The organism is Bradyrhizobium arachidis (genome assembly GCF_015291705.1).
Taxonomy (GTDB): domain Bacteria; phylum Pseudomonadota; class Alphaproteobacteria; order Rhizobiales; family Xanthobacteraceae; genus Bradyrhizobium; species Bradyrhizobium arachidis.
In genome coordinates, this window is the sequence record NZ_CP030050.1 from 8,966,813 (window position 1) to 8,982,044 (window position 15,232).

Genomic DNA, 15,232 nt, shown 5'->3' on the forward strand with positions numbered 1-15,232 from the left:
CCTTAGTGCGACAAAATCTTCGACAAGAACTTCTGCGCACGGTCGCTGCGCGGCTTGCCGAAGAAGTCGTCCTTCGGGGCGTCCTCGACGATCTCGCCGCGGTCCATGAAGATGACGCGGTTGGCGACCTTGCGGGCAAAGCCCATTTCGTGGGTCACGACCATCATGGTCATGCCTTCGCGAGCGAGGTCGACCATGACGTCGAGCACCTCGCTGACCATCTCGGGATCGAGCGCCGAGGTCGGCTCGTCGAACAGCATCACGATCGGGTCCATGGCAAGCGCACGCGCGATGGCGACGCGCTGCTGCTGGCCGCCGGAGAGCTGCGCCGGAAATTTCTGCGCCTGCTCCTTCAACCCGACGCGCTCCAAGAGCTGCATGCCCTTCGTCACCGCCTTGTCGTGCGACCGGCCGAGCACCTTCTCCTGCGAGAGGCAGAGATTGTCGATGATCTTCAGGTGCGGGAACAATTCGAAGTGCTGGAACACCATGCCGACGCGCGAGCGCAGCTTCGGCAAATTTGTCTTGGGATCGTTGACCTTGGTGCCGTCGACCAGGATGTCGCCGCTCTGGAACGGCTCCAGCGCATTGACGCATTTGATCAGGGTCGACTTGCCCGAGCCCGAGGGGCCGCAGACCACGACGACCTCGCCCTTGGTGACATTGGTGGTGCAGTCGGTCAGCACCTGGAAGGTCGGGCTGTACCATTTGTTGACGTGGCTGATTTCGATCATGATCGATGCGCTCTAGCGAATGATGGCGATGCGCGCCTGGAGGCGGCGAACGCCGAAGGACGCGATACAGGAGATGGTGAAGTAGACGACGGCTGCGAACAGGTACATTTCGACGAGGCGGCCGTCGCGCTGTGCGACCTTGCTCGCCGCGCCCAGGAAGTCCGTGATCGACAGGACGTAGACCAGCGAGGTGTCCTGGAACAGCACGATGGTCTGAGTGATCAGGACCGGCAGCATGTTGCGGAACGCCTGCGGCAGCACGACGTAGCGCATGGTCTGGGCGTAGGTCAGCCCCAGCGCGCTGGCCGCGGCCGGCTGCCCCCGCGAGATCGACTGGATGCCGGCGCGCATGATCTCGGAGAAGTACGCGGCCTCGAACATGATGAAGGTGATGAGCGAGGATGCGAACGCGCCGACGCTGATCGGGCGCGAGGCGCCTGTCAGCCACTGCCCGATATAGGGCACCAGGAAGTAGAACCAGAAGATCACCAGCACCAGCGGCAGCGAGCGCATGAAGTCGACATAGATGCCGGCGATGCGCCCGAGGGTCTTGTAGCCGGACAGCCGCATCAGGGCGAGCGCCGTGCCGAACACCAGGCCGCCGAACGCGGCGAGCGCGGTCAGCGTCAGCGTGAACGTCATGCCCTCGTAGAACAGATAGGGCAGCGCGCGGCGGATGACGTCGAAATCGAAATTGCTGAGCATCGCTTATTTCCCCGTAATGTAGCCGGGGATCGCGACCCAGCGCTCGAGGAAGCGCATCGCGGTCACGACGACGGCGTTGACGAGGAGATAGAGGATGGTCGCGGCGGTGAAGGCCTCGAACACCTGGAACGAGAATTCCTGCATCGAGCGTGCCTGGCCGGTCAGCTCCAGTAGGCCGATGGTGATCGCGACCGCCGTGTTCTTGATGGTGTTGAGGAACTCGGAGGTCAGCGGCGGCAGGATGATGCGGAACGCCATCGGCAGCAGCACGTAGCGATAGCCCTGCACCGTGGTCAGGCCCAGCGCAGTCGCCGCCATCTTCTGCCCGCGCGGCAGCGAGCCGATGCCGGCCTGCAGCTGAACGGCGACGCGCGCCGACATGAACAGACCGATGCCGATCGCCGCCGTCCAGAACGGCGCGTTCGGCAGTTGCTTCAGCCAGAGGCCCGCGGCCTTCGGCAGGATTTCCGGCAGCACGAAGAACCACAGGAACAGCTGCACCAGCAGCGGCATGTTGCGGAAGAATTCGACGTAGCAGAAGCCGAACCAGTAGGCGCCCTTCGAGGGCAGCGTGCGCATGACGCCGACGATCGAGCCGGTGATCAGCGCGATGATCCAGGCCAGCACCGCGGTCTCCAGGGTCAGCACCAGTCCCGACAGCAGCATGTCGAGATAGGTGCCAGTCCCCATCGGGTTCGGCTGGAAGAAGATTCCCCAGTTCCAGTTGTAGTTCACGTGTCCCCCGCGCGAACGCGCCAGTCAGAAATGTCCCGGCGCCTATGCAAATGTCCGGCCACTTCCCTCCAGAACGGCCGGCATGTCTTCCCTCTCCCCGCTTGCGGGGAGAGGGAAGCAGCATCTTACTTGTAGTCGTCCGGGTTCGGCGAGTCCGAAGGCTTGGCGAACTCGTTCTTCAGCTCGGAGGAGATCGGCGTGTTGAGGTTCAGGCCCTTCGGCGGGATCTTGGCCGTGAACCACTTGTCGTAGATCTTCTGGCCTTCGCCGGAGGTGTAGAGCGCAGCCGTCGCCGCATCGACCACCTTCTTGAACGGGGCGTCATCCTTGCGCAGCATGATGCCGTAGGGCTCGGGCTTGGAGAACGCGTCCTTGGAGATGGTGTAGTCGTCCGGTGTCTTCGAGCCGGCGACGAGGCTCGCGAGCAGGATGTCGTCCATGACGAAGGCGACCGCGCGGTCGGTCTCGACCATCAGGAAGGCTTCGGCGTGATCCTTGGCCGGGATGATGTTGGCGCCGAGCTTCTTCTCGACGTTGGCCTCGGTGAGCTGCTTGATGTTGGTGGTGCCGGCGGTCGACACCACGGTCTTGCCCTTGAGGTCGTCGATCGACTTCAGGCCGCTCGACTTCTTGAAGACGTAGCGGCTGGCGGTCAGGAAGTGGGTGTTGGTGAAGGCAACCTGCTTCTGGCGCTCGGCGTTGTTCGTGGTCGAACCGCATTCGAGGTCGATGGTGCCGTTGGCCATCAGCGGAATACGGGTCGCCGACGTGACCGGGTTGAGCTTGACTTCGAGCTTGTCGAGCTTGAGCTCCTTCTTCACGGCATCGACGATCTTGTAGCAGATGTCCATCGCGAACCCGACGGGCTTCTGGTTGTCGTCGAGATAGGAGAACGGGATCGAGGAGTCGCGGAAGCCCAGCGTGATGGCGCCGGTGTCCTTGATGTTCTTCAGTGTGCCGGTCAGCTCCTGGGCCCCGGCCTGGCTGACGGCGAAGGTCGCGGCGAGCGCGAGCCCGATGCTACGGAAATGTTTCACTTTTTTCTTCCCCTTTCAGGATGATGCGGGCGGGATGCAAGCACAAAACGGACCGGAATAGAATGTGACTTTTGGCTGGACCGGAGGCTCAGGTTAACGGCTTTGGCAATTCCCCGAGATCCCAGAACAGCCCGGCCATCACCGTCAAGGCCTCCTCGGTCAATGGCAGCAGGATGTGCTCGTTGGGCGCATGCTGGGAGCAGCCGGGATAGGAGTGCGGGACCCAGATCGTCGGCAGTCCCAAAATCTCGGAAAACACGTCATTGGGCAGCGAGCCGCCGAAATTCGGCAGCACCGCCGGCGGCTTGCCCGTGGTCTCTTTCACCGAATCCGCCGCCCATTTGATCCAGGGACTGTCGAAATCGGTGCGCGAGGCGGCAAAGCTCTGCGCCGCCCGCACCTCGACCATCGGAAAGCCGTTCTGAACCAGATGCGCGCGGATGGCCTCGATCAGGCCGTTGACCTCAGTGCCGACGACGAAACGCAGTTGCAGCACGGCATTGGCATGGCCGGGAATGGCATTGGCCGGCTTCTCGATATTGCCCGATGACATCGCCAGCACTTCGAGCGTGTTCCAGGCGTAGAGCCGCTCGGCCGCCGACAGGCCCTCCTCGCCCCAGTTCTCTGCCAGCGCCGGCTCGTCCGCTGTCGGGACCACCTGCACGTCGGCGAGATAGGAGCGGATCTGGTTGCTGAGCCGCGGCGGCTTCAGCGCCTCGAGCTGGAGACGGCCATAGCCGTCGACCAACGTCGAAATGGCATTGACCAGGATGGTCGCGGGGTTGGCGAGCACGCCGCCCCAATTGCCGGAATGATGGCCGCCGTCGCGCAAATTCACATCGAGATGGATGCGGATGCCGCCGCGGCAGCCCAGGAACAGCGTCGGGCGATCAGCCGACAGGCGCGGCCCGTCGGAGGCCATGAACAGATCGGCCTTGAGCGCATCGCGGTTGAGATCGCAGACCTTGCCGAGATCAGGCGAGCCGATCTCCTCACCCATCTCGACGATGAACTTGGCGTTGAAGCCGAGCTTGCCGCCGCGGGCCGCGCGCACGGCGCGGAGCGCGGCCATGTTGATGCTGTGCTGGCCCTTGTTGTCGGCGGTGCCGCGGCCGTAGAGCCGCGTGCCCGCAACTGTCGTGCGCCAGGGATCGCGGCCGTCGCGCCACTCGCCCTCCATGCCGTCGACGACGTCACCATGGCCGTAGACCAGCACGGTCGGCGCGGACGTGCTCTCGTGATGCTCGGCGAACAGGAACGGCGCCTTGCCGCTCGGAGATTCGACGATCCGGCTGGTGAAATCGAGCGCGGCGAAGGAGGGCATCATCTCTTGTTCCAGATAGGCACGCAGCTCGGGGCCGCGCGACGGATTCTGGCTTTCGGTCCGATAGGCGACGCGGCGGTCGAGCTCGGCGAGAAATGCGCCGGACTGGAAATCCTCACGGGCGCGGGCGATGGCGTCGGCTCTGGTCATGACTTGTTTTCGAGGCTTTGAGACGAAGGACCCTATCCGAGGCAGGGTGCCCTTCGAAAGTGGCGGGGACTTGGGCAGTTCTTGTAGTTCGCTTGTACTTCTCTTCGGGTTTCGTTCTTGCTCGCTTGAGATTGGCTTGCCAGCCGCTGATTTTGGCCTTGCCAAGGGCAAACGATATGCAAGAACGTCGCCAGATTGGGGCGCACGTCTATCATTCGAAGAGCGCTCAGTACAGGGCGCCAGGGGACCAGCATGGCCAAAGAGATCAGGCTCAATGCCTTTGCGATGAATTGCGTCGCACACCAGTCACCGGGCCTGTGGACCCATCCGCGCGACCGCACCGCCGAATATAACCGCCTGCCCTACTGGATCGACCTTGCCAAAACGCTGGAACGCGGCCGTTTCGACGGGCTGTTCCTGGCCGACGTGCTCGGGGTCTATGACGTCTATGGCAACAGCCCTGACGCGGCCTTGCGCAATGCAGCACAAACGCCGTCGAACGAGCCGCTGCTGCTGCTCTCGGCGATGGCGGCGGTGACGAAAAATCTCGGCTTCGGCGTCACCAGCAATCTCTCGTTCGAGCCGCCCTACCCGTTCGCACGGCGGATGTCGACGCTCGATCACCTCACCGAGGGACGGATCGGCTGGAACGTCGTCACCGGCTATCTCGACAGCGCCGCGCGCGGCGCCGGCAAGGACAAGCAGGCCGGGCACGACGACCGCTACGACATCGCCGACGAATATATGGAGGTCGTCTACAAGCTCTGGGAAGGCAGCTGGGAGGACGACGCCGTGCTGCGCGACCGGGCGCGCGGCATCTTCACCGATCCCAGCAAGGTCCATCGCATCAACCACGAGAGCGCGAACTACCGCATCAACAACACCATCCACCTCAGCGAGCCGTCGCCACAGCGCACGCCGGTGCTGTACCAGGCCGGCACCTCGCCGCGGGGGCGGCAATTCGCGGCCAAGCACGCCGAATGCGTGTTCATGTCGGGACCGTCGGCCAAGATCATCGCGCCGCGCGTCTCCGCGATCCGCCAGGAGGCAGCCGCGCTCGGCCGCAATCCGGCGGAGATCCTGATGTTCAACATGATGACGATCATTCTCGGCAACACCGAAGCTGAAGCCGCAGCGAAATATGCCGACTACCGCTCGCACATCAATCCGGAAGGCGCCCTCGCCCTGATGTCCGGATGGACCGGCATCGACTTCTCCGGCTACGAGCTCGATCAGCAGGTGCGTCACGTGCAGAACGACGCCGGCCGTAGCGCGCTGGACAACGTCACCCGCGGCGATCCGGACCGGGTCTGGACGGTGCGCGACGTCATCGAGCATGTCGGCATCGGCGGCGCGGGCCCGGTCGTGGTCGGCACGCCCGAAAGCGTCGCCGACAAGATCGAGGATTGGTTCGAGAAGACCGACGTCGATGGCCTCAACGTCGCGTTTGCGATCTCGCCCGGCGATTTCGAGGACATCGCCGATATGCTGGTGCCGGAGCTGACCAAGCGCGGGCGGTACAAGAGCGAATATGCGAAAGGCACGCTGCGGGAGAAGCTGTTCGGCGATGGCCGTGCAAGGCTCGGCGCACCGCATCCGGCGGCGGGGTATCGGGTGGGGAAGGAGGCAGGCTAGCGCCCCACGCTTTAAGTTCCGTCATCCTGAGGTGCGAGACCGGCGGTGCAAGCACCGCCGGACGAGCCTCGAAGGATGAACGGCCGAGATGCAGCCGGGCCGTCGCCCTTCGAGGCCTCCGCTTCGCTCCGGCGCCTCAGGGTGACGGTGATGAGGCAGAGGATGCTGTCGCTGCATCTTCCTTGCCCTACACCTTCCCGTCCACCATCACCTCGATCAGCTTCGTTCCTGGCCGATTGAACGCCGACGCCAGCGTCGCTTTCAGCTCGCGCGGATCGCTGATCCTGATCGCCTCGCAGCCCAGCGCTTTCGCGACACCGGCGAAATCCACGGGCGGATCGGCAAAGTCCATGCCGACGTAATTGTCGTCGCCATGGAAGGCGAGCAGGCGCTGCTTGATGATGCGGTAACCGCCATTGTTGGCGATGACGACGTTGAGCGGCAGCTTGTGATGCGCCGCGGTCCACAGCGACTGGATCGAATACATCGCGCTGCCATCGCCGGAGAAGCACACGACCGGGCGATCCGGGTTGGCGATGCTGGCGCCGACGGACGCCGGCAGGCCCCAGCCGATGCCGCCGGAGGCAAGGCCGTGATAGCCATAGCGGTCGCGGTGCGGACGCAGGTTCGTGATCTGGCGGCTGGAGGTGAGGCCTTCGTCGACCAGGATCGCGTGATCGGGCATGGCCTCGACCATCTGCAGCACCAGATAGTCCGGATCGATGGGGTTGCGGCCCGCACTCTTGCCGATCTGCTCGACCAACGCGGCGCGGCGCGCGGTCCAGTTCTTTGGTGCCAGTTCAGCGAGACGCTCCCTGGCGCGGTTTGCGAGCGCCGCGCCGCCCATGTCTTTCAGCATCGGGATCAGCGCGCGCAGCGTTTCCTTGACGTCCGCCTTCAGCGCGATCTCGGCGCCGTAATTCTTGGCGATCTCCCAATCGACGAGGCCAATCTGCACGATGCCGAGGCCATCAGGCAGCGCGTCGACCTCGCTATAGACCGACATCCGCAAGGGATCGCCGCCGAGCGCGACCAGCAGATCGTGCGGCGCCAGCGTATCGCGTGCGACTTTCTGCACGCGCGCGAGCGTGCCGACAAAGCTCGGGCTCTCCGACAGGAAGTGCGCGCCATAGGGCGTCGATGACTGGTAGGCAGCGGCGCCGAGCAATTCGGCGAGCTCTGCGGCTTCCTTCAGCGCATCGCTCTTGACCACCTCGTCCATGGTGACGATCACGGGGCGCTCGGCCTTGAGCAATCGCGCGGCGAAGGCCCGGAGCGCCTCGTCCGACGGTTTTGTGCGCGCGTCGATGCGGGTGGAGCGGCCGAGATCGATGCCGGCCTCACTGTTGAGGATGTCGCCGGGCAGCGAGATGAACACCGGCCCGGTCGGCGGTGTCATCGCAACCTTGGCCGCGCGGCGCACGATGCGCGGCAGATCCTCCAGCCGCGTCACCTCGACTGCCCATTTCACCAGCGGCTCGGCCATCCGCACCAAGGGACCGTACAGCACCGGCTCCATCAGGCCGTGGCCCTGCTCCTGCTGGCCCGCGGTCAGGATCATCGGCGTGCCCGTGAACTGGGCGTTGTAGAGCGAGCCCATCGCGTTGCCGAGGCCGGGCGCGACATGGACGTTGCAGGCAACCAGCTTGCCCGACGCGCGGCTGTAGCCGTCGGCAATCGCGACCACCAGGCTCTCCTGCATCGCCATCACATAGGTGAGGTCAGGATGGTCCTTCAGCGCGTGCATGATCGGCAGCTCGGTGGTCCCGGGATTGCCGAACAGATGGGTGATGCCTTCGTCCTTGAGCAGCGCGAGAAAGGCGGAGCGGCCGGTGATCTTGTTCTTCATGTTTCCTCCGTGCCGCGGACGTTGCTGCGGCCGGTCGCATGATGGCCGAACTCGGAGGCGACGCGCAATGGAGTGTCCTCATGGCTGCCTTGCGCGGGCGCGCGTAAGCTGGGAACATGGATCGACCCAGGCGTCAGCCCGCAAGGGGAAGCACAATGGCGTATGACGAAGAGACTGCGGCACGGGTGCGCAAATTGCTGGCCGGCCAGCGCCACGTGGCGGAAAAGAAGATGATGGGCGGCCTCTGCTTCATGGTCGATAACACCATGTGCTGCACCATCAGCGGCCGCGGCGGAATGATGATCCGCGTCGGCCCCGAGGCGCATGCGCGCATGCTGGAAGAGCCGCACACGACACCGATGGAGATGCGCGGGCGCATCATGAGGGGATTTGTGCGCGTCGCGCCGGAAGGCTACCAAAGCGGCGCCGATCTGAAGCGATGGGTCAAGCGCGGGCTCGACTTCGTAGCGGCGACGCCCAAGGAAACCAAATCGAAGAAGGCCGCGCCGCGCAAGGCAGCTGCCAGGACAATCGCGAAGACAATCGCCAAGACAACCGCCAAGCCAAAGACTAAAACTGCTCCTCGCGGCCAAGCTCGAACGGGTCCTCGCCGCTAGCGCGCTTCTTCTTTTTCGAGCGCTGCCAGACCACGCCGGGAAAGCCTTTCAGCGGCACCAGGGGCTCGCCGGTATAGGCCCACTCCTGCAGCTCCTCGATCGCGATGTGGTAGAGCGGCTGGCGACCGGTGCGCTCCGTAAACAGCGCGCGGGGGATGTTGACCATGTGGGGCCCGCGCGGACGCTCATAGGCGATCGGCGTGCCGCAATGCGAGCAGAAGCTGCGCGCGGTCTTGGTGGCCTTGTCCTCGTAACGGGTCAGCGCGGTCTTGCCTGACGTGATGCGGAAGCGCTTCTTCCAGCTGCCGACATAGGTGGCGTAGGCCGCACCATGCGCGCGGCGGCTTGCCGCGGAATGGTCGTGCCAGGCCCAGCGCGCGGGAACGTCGATCTCGAAGGTGACCTTGCCGCAGAGGCATTGGCCGGTGGCGGTTCCTGCGGCGACTGCGGCTTTGGCCATGGTGTTTCCTGAACGTCGTTATGGAGACGACAATACACGATTGTCATTCCGGGGCGCGACGAAGTCGCGAGCCCGGAATCCATTGGGCGGCAAGCCAGGACGTTAGATGGATTCTCAGATGCGCGATTGCGCATCATAGTTCGATGCTGCGCATCGCCCCGCAATGACGGATCAGGCCGGCGTCAGCTCGTCATAGACAGGGTAATCCGTATACCCCTTCTCCTCGCCGCCATAGAACGTCGCGCGGTTGTACGGCGTGATCGGGTAGTCGTGCGCAAGGCGGTGCGGCAGATCGGGATTGGAGATGAAGATGCGGCCGAAGGCAATGATGTCGGCGTGGCCGTCGGCGATCGCCGCGTTCGCGGTCTCGCCGGTGAAGCCGCCGGCGGTCATCAGCACGCCGCTGTAGTGCGGGCGGAACAGCACCATCGCGGAGGGCACGTTCTCCCAGTGCACGTCGGCGCGGCCGGCGCCGCTGGAGCGCGGCTCGATGAAGTGGAGGTAAGCGAGGCCGAGCTTGTCGAGCGCCTTAACCACATGGGTGTAGAGCGGCATCGGATCGGGCTCGCCGGAATCATTGGCGATGCCGTGGGGCGACAGCCGCACGCCGACGCGGTTGGCACCCCAGACGTCGATCGCGGCCTGCGTGACCTCGAGCAGAAGCCGCGCGCGGTTCCCGATCGAGCCGCCATATTGGTCGGTGCGCTGGTTGCTGCGCGATTGCAGGAATTGCTCGAGCAGGTAGCCGTTGGCGCCGTGGATCTCGACGCCGTCGAAGCCGGCGGCGAGCGCGTTCTTGGCGCCCTGCCGGAAGGCCTCGACGATGTCCTTGACCTCGTCGGTCTCCAGCGCGCGCGGCGTCTCGTAGTCGGAAATCTTGCCGTCGGCGGTCATCGCCTGCATGCCTTCGGCCTTGATCGCAATCGCCGAAGCCGAGACCGGCAGCTCACCGCCATGGAAGGAGGAATGCGAGACACGGCCGACATGCCAGAGCTGAAGGAAGATGATGCCGCCCTTGGCGTGCACGGCATCCGTCACCTTGCGCCAGCCGGCGATCTGCGCCTCCGTATAGATGCCGGGTGTCGCCGGATTACCGCGGCCGTGCGAAAGCACGGGAGAAGCCTCGGCGATGATCAGGCCGCCCTTTGTTGCACGCTGGCCGTAATATTCGGCGTTGAGCGGCCGCGGCGAAAAGCTCTCGCGCTCGGCGCGCATGCGCGTCAGCGGCGCCATCGCGACGCGATGTGCAAGCTTGTACGGACCGACCTGCAACGGTTTAAACAACGCCTCGAATTTCATGCTGGCCCCGAAATGGCTATGGAAGGACGTGGATCATATAGCGAGGGGCGGGACCCGGAAAAGGTGCCGCCCCTCTAAAAGCAGATATTCCCTCCCGCGGAACGCCGGGAGAGAACAGGTCTTACGCCGTCTTGATCCAGACGGCCTTCACGTTGAGATATTCCTCGACATGCTGCTTGCCGGACTCACGGCCGTAGCCGCTCATCTTGTAGCCGCCGAACGGCACGGCCGGGTCCATCGCCTGATAGCAGTTCACCCACACCGAGCCGGCGCGCAAGCTCTTCGCGACCGCATGGGCCTTGCTGACGTCGCGCGTCCACAGGCCGGAGCCGAGGCCGAACGTGGTGTTGTTGGCGCGCTTGACCAGCTCGTCCATGTCCTTGAACGCGATCGCGGAGATGACAGGGCCGAAGATCTCCTCCTGCGCGATGCGCATGTTGTCCTGAACGCCGGCGAACACCGTCGGCGAGACGAAGAAGCCCTTCGACAGCGCGCCTTCGGTGACGCGGCCGCCGCCGGCGAGCGCCTTCGCGCCTTCCTTCTGGCCGATGTCGAGATAGCCGGTGACGCGCTCGAGCTGCTGCTCGGAGACCAGCGGGCCGATCTGGGTGTTGGGATCGAGCCCGTTGCCGACCTGGAGCTTCTTGCCGAACTCGGCGACGCGGCCGACGAACTCCTCGTAGATCGACTGCTCGACGAACAGGCGGGTGCCGGCGCTGCAGATCTGCCCGGAATTCGCGAACACCGCCATCGCGGCGCCGGGAACTGCGGCATCGAGATCGGCATCGGCGAACACGATGTCCGGCGATTTGCCGCCGAGCTCGAGCGAGACGCGCTTGAGGTTGCCGGCGGAGGCGCGGATGATCGACTGTCCGGTGACGTGCGAGCCGGTGAAGGCGACCTTGTCGACGTCAGGATGCGAGGCGAGCGCGGCGCCCGCGGTCTCGCCATAGCCGGGCACGACGTTGACGACGCCGGGCGGAATGCCAGCTTCCAGCGCGAGCTCGGCGATGCGCAGCGAGGTCAGCGGCGCTTCTTCGGCGGGCTTGAGCACCACGGTGCAGCCGGTCGCGATCGCCGGCCCGATCTTCCAGATCGTCGCGGTAAGCGGACCGTTCCAGGGAATGATCGCGCCGACGACGCCGATCGGCTCCTTCAGCGTATAGGAGAAGATCTCGCCGGGCAGCGAGTTCTCGATGGTCTCGCCATGGATCGCGGTGGTCTGGCCGGCATAGTAGCGCAGCATGCCGACAGCGCGCAGGCGATAGGCACGGGTGCGGCTGACCGGCGCGCCCATGTCGAGCGTGTCGAGCTGCGACAATTCGTCAAAGTTCTTCTCGACGAGATCGGCGAGCCTGAGCAGCAGGTTCTGCCGCTCGAACGGCTTGACCTTGCTCCAGGGACCTTCGAAGGCGCGGCGGGCAGCCGCGACCGCACGGTCGATGTCTTCCTTGTCGCCCTCCGCGACGGTTGCAAGCAGCTCGCCGGTGGCGGGATTGTGGGTCTCGAAGCGCTTGCCGGAGGCCGCATCGACCCATTTGCCGTCGATCAGCATCTGCTTGTAGGACCCGTTGGCGAACGGATGGCGCGTGATCGGAATAGCCTGCGACACAGCCATGGCTGCACTCCCTGTCAGGTGATTGATTGGTTCGATCTGGGCGGGATCGTTAGGTCGAAGAGAATACAGCGCTGCCGGAAAGGCGTAAAGTCAGCGCGGAACGAAGCCCTGCCATGCCGACTTGTGCAGGGTCCCGCGAGCGCCATGTTATAGCTCGGCCCAGCCCCTGCTCCGGAGACCAACCATGCCACATTCCGCCATCGTCAAAGACAATGTCGCCGTGATCACGGGTGGCGCATCCGGCATCGGACTGGCCGCCGCCATGGCTTTCGCGCGTGCCGGCATGAAGGTGTGCATCGCCGATGTCGATCAGGCACGCCTCGCAGAATCCGCAACAAAACTGTCATCGATCGCGTCCGCCACACATGTGATGACCTTCGCCGTCGATGTCGGCAAGGCCGAGAGCGTGGCGGAACTGGAGCGCGCCGTGCGCGAGCGCTTTGGCGGAACCGACATCCTGATGAACAATGCCGGCATCCAGCCCGGCAGCACGCTGTTCGCCGAGCCGGACAATTGGCAGCGGATCATCGGCGTCAACATGTGGGGCATCATCAACGGCTCGCACATCTTCGCGCCCAACATGATGGCGCGCGGCAAGTCGGGCCTCATCATCAACACCGGCTCCAAGCAGGGCATCACCACGCCGCCCGGCGATCCCGCCTACAACGTCTCCAAGGCCGGCGTGAAGGCGTTCACGGAAGCGCTCCAGCACGAGCTTCGCAACACCAGGGATTGCAGGATCACCGCGCATCTGTTGATCCCCGGCTTCGTCTTCACCGGCCTCACCGCGAAGGGCCGCACCGAAAAGCCGGCCGGCGCCTGGACGGCTGAGCAGACGGTCGATTTCATGCTGACGCGGCTGGAGGCCGGCGACTTCTATATCCTGTGCCCTGATAACGACGTGCCGCGGGCGCTGGACGAGAAGCGCATGCTGTGGGCCGCCGGCGACATCGTCGAGAACCGCCCGCCGCTGTCGCGCTGGCATCCGGATTACGCGGATGCGTTCAAGAGATTTGTGGACGGGGAGTAGACCGCGCCACCGAGGCCCAGAAGCAGCGCCGCTCAACAGGCGCGGTGCGAGCACCAAAGTTTGCACGCGGCACCATAGCCGCGCCCCGCCCTCGACACGACCAGAGGTTGCGGGTTATCCTCGATCCCCGGACCCATCGAATTCGAGGGCCGCCCGGCGCCTCTCGCTGCACTCTCAATGGGGTCCTCGACCGTTTGAGATTGTTTTTCGATTTTTGATTTCGATCCGAGGATTTCGATCATGCGCTCGATTTACGCACGGCTCAATCGCCGTTACGGCAGGAAGTTCATCGGCTTCGACCGTCAGAAGCTGGTCAGTTCGACACTCGCGAACGCCATGGTCGTCACGGCGGCCACACCTCCCCGCGACATGCCACGCCCGGCGCGGGTGGCGCGACGGCCGCGTGTCACGATCGTCGGAGCGGGACTCGGCGGCCTGATGGCCGGCTACACGCTCGCCCATTGCTGCGACGTGACGATTTTCGAGGCGCGCGAACGCGTTGGCGGCCGCGTCTGGAGCAAGAACAAGGCGAGCGGCGTGGTCGAAGCGGGCGGTGAGCTGATCGGCTACAATCATCCGCTGTGGCTGGCCCTGGCGCGTCAGTTCCGGCTGGGCCTCTCGCTGTTCACGCTGGACTCGAATTTCGACGCGCTCGATCTCGACATGCCGATCTATCTCGACGGTCGAAAGATCTCGAATCCGTTCGCGCTCAAGACCCTGTTCGAGCAGATGGAGGTGGCCTTCGGGCGGATGGCAAAGCGCGCGCGGCACGTGCACAAGCATGCGCCCTGGCTCACCTCCGATGCCGACGCGCTGGATCAGCAGTCCATGGCGGACTGGATTCGGGGCGAACCTTGTTCGCGTCTCGCCAAGCTCGCGATGAAGGAGCAGTTCAGCAACGACGCGGGTCAGCCCGTCGAGAGACAGAGCCTGCTCGCCAATTTCGCCGTGGTCCATGGCGGCGCGCTCAAGGGACACCCAGCCGCCTTTTTCACCCAGACCGAGACGCTACGCTGCTCGGAGGGCAATCAAGCGCTGGCCGAGCACCTTGCCGAGGAAATCAGGAACGTCGGAGGAGTGGTCCATCTGTCCTCGCCTGTCGTCGCGATCGACATCGACAAGGAGGGCGTGACGATCACGCCGGAGGGGGCGGCCTTCCACCTCGCCGACTACGTCGTGCTTGCGATTCCGCCGAGCTTGTGGCCCGGCGGTCGCTTCGCGAAGATCGAGATCACGCCACAACTCACGTCCGACCATTACATCTCGATGGGAACGGCCGTGAAATACCTCAGTCCGGTCAAGCGCCGCTTCTGGATCGACCATGGGCTGGCACCGGCCGCGACTTCGAGCCGCTTCGGCGTCACCTGGGAAGGCACCGACAATCAGATCGCGCCGCGCGGGCGCGAGGTCGAGCTCAGCCTGTTCGCCGGCAGCAGACCGGCACAGCAAGCCCTTCGACAATGGGAGCGCGGCGGCAAGTCCGCCGTCGATGCATTCTACGCCTCGCGGATCGGCCAGGTCTATCGCGGCTATGAGGACAATCTGTCCCAGCCCCCCGACTTCATTCCGTGGCCCGCCGATCCCTGGACCGGTGCCGGCTATTCCTGTCCCGCGCCCGGCGAAGTCACGCGCGCCGGACCGCTGCTCAACAGCGCATTTCACAAGCGCATGTATTTTGCGGGCGAGCACACCTGCTTTGCCTATTACGGCTACATGGAAGGCGCGCTTCAGTCCGGCCTGAAGGCAGGTTCGGCGATCCTGAGGACGATCGCGCGCTCGGGCAGGCGCAAATCCGCCTGAAACCGTTACAGCGTCTCTTGCTTGTGCCCGCAATTCTTGCAGGCGAACTTAACGCGGCTCTGGCCTTTTTCCGCCTGGACCCGGTTCGGCGCGCCGCACTTGCCGCAGACGGCCTCGATGCGGGTCGTGCCCTGCTTGACGACGATGGTCTTCTTTTCCATCGATTCGCGGATCAGGCGCTCGGCCTCCTCACGCAGGGATTGTTTCGACAAAGCTCATCTCCGCCTCTGGAAAGCGCG

At 64.6% G+C, this 15,232-nt stretch carries 14 protein-coding genes; 4 read left to right on the forward strand and 10 right to left on the reverse strand.

All coding sequences use genetic code 11. From position 1 onward, the window contains the following. Positions 1 to 2: 2 nt before the first annotated feature. From WN72_RS42370 to WN72_RS42390, 5 genes are all read right to left on the reverse strand, one after another. Positions 3 to 734: an amino acid ABC transporter ATP-binding protein gene (locus tag WN72_RS42370; RefSeq protein WP_027562972.1), complete on the reverse strand. Its 732-nt coding sequence runs from the start codon at positions 732 to 734 to the stop codon at positions 3 to 5. A 12-nt stretch (positions 735 to 746) separates the two neighbouring features. Then, a complete protein-coding gene (locus tag WN72_RS42375) occupies positions 747 to 1,439 on the reverse strand; it encodes an amino acid ABC transporter permease (protein ID WP_092215757.1) in 693 nt (230 codons plus the stop codon). 3 nt (positions 1,440 to 1,442) lie between these two features. Continuing rightward, positions 1,443 to 2,174, reverse strand: coding sequence for an amino acid ABC transporter permease (locus WN72_RS42380; RefSeq protein ID WP_092215755.1), 732 nt, complete (start codon positions 2,172 to 2,174; stop codon positions 1,443 to 1,445). A gap of 125 nt (positions 2,175 to 2,299) precedes the next feature. Continuing rightward, on the reverse strand, positions 2,300 to 3,211 hold the full coding sequence (locus WN72_RS42385) for an amino acid ABC transporter substrate-binding protein (RefSeq protein WP_027562969.1): 912 nt from the start codon (positions 3,209 to 3,211) through the stop codon (positions 2,300 to 2,302). A gap of 88 nt (positions 3,212 to 3,299) precedes the next feature. After that, positions 3,300 to 4,685: a M20 family metallopeptidase gene (locus WN72_RS42390; protein WP_092215754.1), complete on the reverse strand. Its 1,386-nt coding sequence runs from the start codon at positions 4,683 to 4,685 to the stop codon at positions 3,300 to 3,302. A 252-nt stretch (positions 4,686 to 4,937) separates the two neighbouring features. On the opposite strand from WN72_RS42390, the gene WN72_RS42395 reads away from it, so the two are divergent. Next, positions 4,938 to 6,320, forward strand: coding sequence for an LLM class flavin-dependent oxidoreductase (locus tag WN72_RS42395; protein WP_027562967.1), 1,383 nt, complete (start codon positions 4,938 to 4,940; stop codon positions 6,318 to 6,320). 187 nt (positions 6,321 to 6,507) lie between these two features. Here the strand turns inward: WN72_RS42395 and WN72_RS42400 are convergent, their stop codons facing one another. After that, complete coding sequence (locus WN72_RS42400; RefSeq protein WP_027562966.1) at positions 6,508 to 8,169, reverse strand: thiamine pyrophosphate-binding protein; 1,662 nt, start codon at positions 8,167 to 8,169, stop codon at positions 6,508 to 6,510. Between the two features lie 155 nt (positions 8,170 to 8,324). Between WN72_RS42400 and WN72_RS42405 the strand changes: the two genes are divergently transcribed. Beyond that, positions 8,325 to 8,786 (forward strand): TfoX/Sxy family protein, encoded by a 462-nt coding sequence (locus WN72_RS42405; protein WP_167380786.1) that lies wholly within the window; start codon positions 8,325 to 8,327, stop codon positions 8,784 to 8,786. Here WN72_RS42405 and WN72_RS42410 read toward each other — a convergent pair. The 3 genes from WN72_RS42410 to WN72_RS42420 all read right to left on the reverse strand — a co-directional run bounded on the left by WN72_RS42410 (position 8,740) and on the right by WN72_RS42420 (position 12,163). Beyond that, a complete protein-coding gene (locus WN72_RS42410) occupies positions 8,740 to 9,246 on the reverse strand; it encodes a GFA family protein (RefSeq protein ID WP_027562964.1) in 507 nt (168 codons plus the stop codon). The genes WN72_RS42405 and WN72_RS42410 overlap by 47 nt on opposite strands. 171 nt (positions 9,247 to 9,417) lie before the next feature. Continuing rightward, a complete protein-coding gene (locus WN72_RS42415; RefSeq protein ID WP_092215752.1) occupies positions 9,418 to 10,545 on the reverse strand; it encodes an alkene reductase in 1,128 nt (375 codons plus the stop codon). 121 nt (positions 10,546 to 10,666) lie between these two features. After that, positions 10,667 to 12,163 carry an aldehyde dehydrogenase family protein gene (locus WN72_RS42420; RefSeq protein ID WP_027562962.1) on the reverse strand — a complete coding sequence of 499 codons (1,497 nt, stop codon included), beginning with the start codon at positions 12,161 to 12,163 and terminating at the stop codon, positions 10,667 to 10,669. 184 nt (positions 12,164 to 12,347) lie between these two features. Between WN72_RS42420 and WN72_RS42425 the strand changes: the two genes are divergently transcribed. Further along, entirely contained in the window at positions 12,348 to 13,193 is an 846-nt protein-coding gene (locus WN72_RS42425; RefSeq protein WP_092215750.1) for an SDR family NAD(P)-dependent oxidoreductase, read from the forward strand. Positions 13,194 to 13,433: 240 nt separating this feature from the next. Next, positions 13,434 to 14,993, forward strand: coding sequence for a flavin monoamine oxidase family protein (locus WN72_RS42430; RefSeq protein ID WP_092215748.1), 1,560 nt, complete (start codon positions 13,434 to 13,436; stop codon positions 14,991 to 14,993). A gap of 5 nt (positions 14,994 to 14,998) precedes the next feature. Here the strand turns inward: WN72_RS42430 and WN72_RS42435 are convergent, their stop codons facing one another. Continuing rightward, positions 14,999 to 15,205 carry a hypothetical protein gene (locus WN72_RS42435; RefSeq protein WP_027562959.1) on the reverse strand — a complete coding sequence of 69 codons (207 nt, stop codon included), beginning with the start codon at positions 15,203 to 15,205 and terminating at the stop codon, positions 14,999 to 15,001. Between the last annotated feature and the right edge of the window lie 27 nt (positions 15,206 to 15,232).

Excerpts from the sequence above, each read along its gene's own strand:
- WN72_RS42405 (WP_167380786.1), top strand. The coding sequence starts at position 8,325 with ATGGCGTATGACGAAGAGACTGCGGCACGGGTGCGCAAATTGCTGGCC.
- WN72_RS42415 (WP_092215752.1), bottom strand. The coding sequence starts at position 10,545 with ATGAAATTCGAGGCGTTGTTTAAACCGTTGCAGGTCGGTCCGTACAAG.
- WN72_RS42370 (WP_027562972.1), bottom strand. The coding sequence starts at position 734 with ATGATCGAAATCAGCCACGTCAACAAATGGTACAGCCCGACCTTCCAG.
- WN72_RS42420 (WP_027562962.1), bottom strand. The coding sequence starts at position 12,163 with ATGGCTGTGTCGCAGGCTATTCCGATCACGCGCCATCCGTTCGCCAAC.
- WN72_RS42390 (WP_092215754.1), bottom strand. The coding sequence starts at position 4,685 with ATGACCAGAGCCGACGCCATCGCCCGCGCCCGTGAGGATTTCCAGTCC.
- WN72_RS42395 (WP_027562967.1), top strand. The coding sequence starts at position 4,938 with ATGGCCAAAGAGATCAGGCTCAATGCCTTTGCGATGAATTGCGTCGCA.
- WN72_RS42375 (WP_092215757.1), bottom strand. The coding sequence starts at position 1,439 with ATGCTCAGCAATTTCGATTTCGACGTCATCCGCCGCGCGCTGCCCTAT.
- WN72_RS42425 (WP_092215750.1), top strand. The coding sequence starts at position 12,348 with ATGCCACATTCCGCCATCGTCAAAGACAATGTCGCCGTGATCACGGGT.
- WN72_RS42410 (WP_027562964.1), bottom strand. The coding sequence starts at position 9,246 with ATGGCCAAAGCCGCAGTCGCCGCAGGAACCGCCACCGGCCAATGCCTC.
- WN72_RS42430 (WP_092215748.1), top strand. The coding sequence starts at position 13,434 with ATGCGCTCGATTTACGCACGGCTCAATCGCCGTTACGGCAGGAAGTTC.
- WN72_RS42400 (WP_027562966.1), bottom strand. The coding sequence starts at position 8,169 with ATGAAGAACAAGATCACCGGCCGCTCCGCCTTTCTCGCGCTGCTCAAG.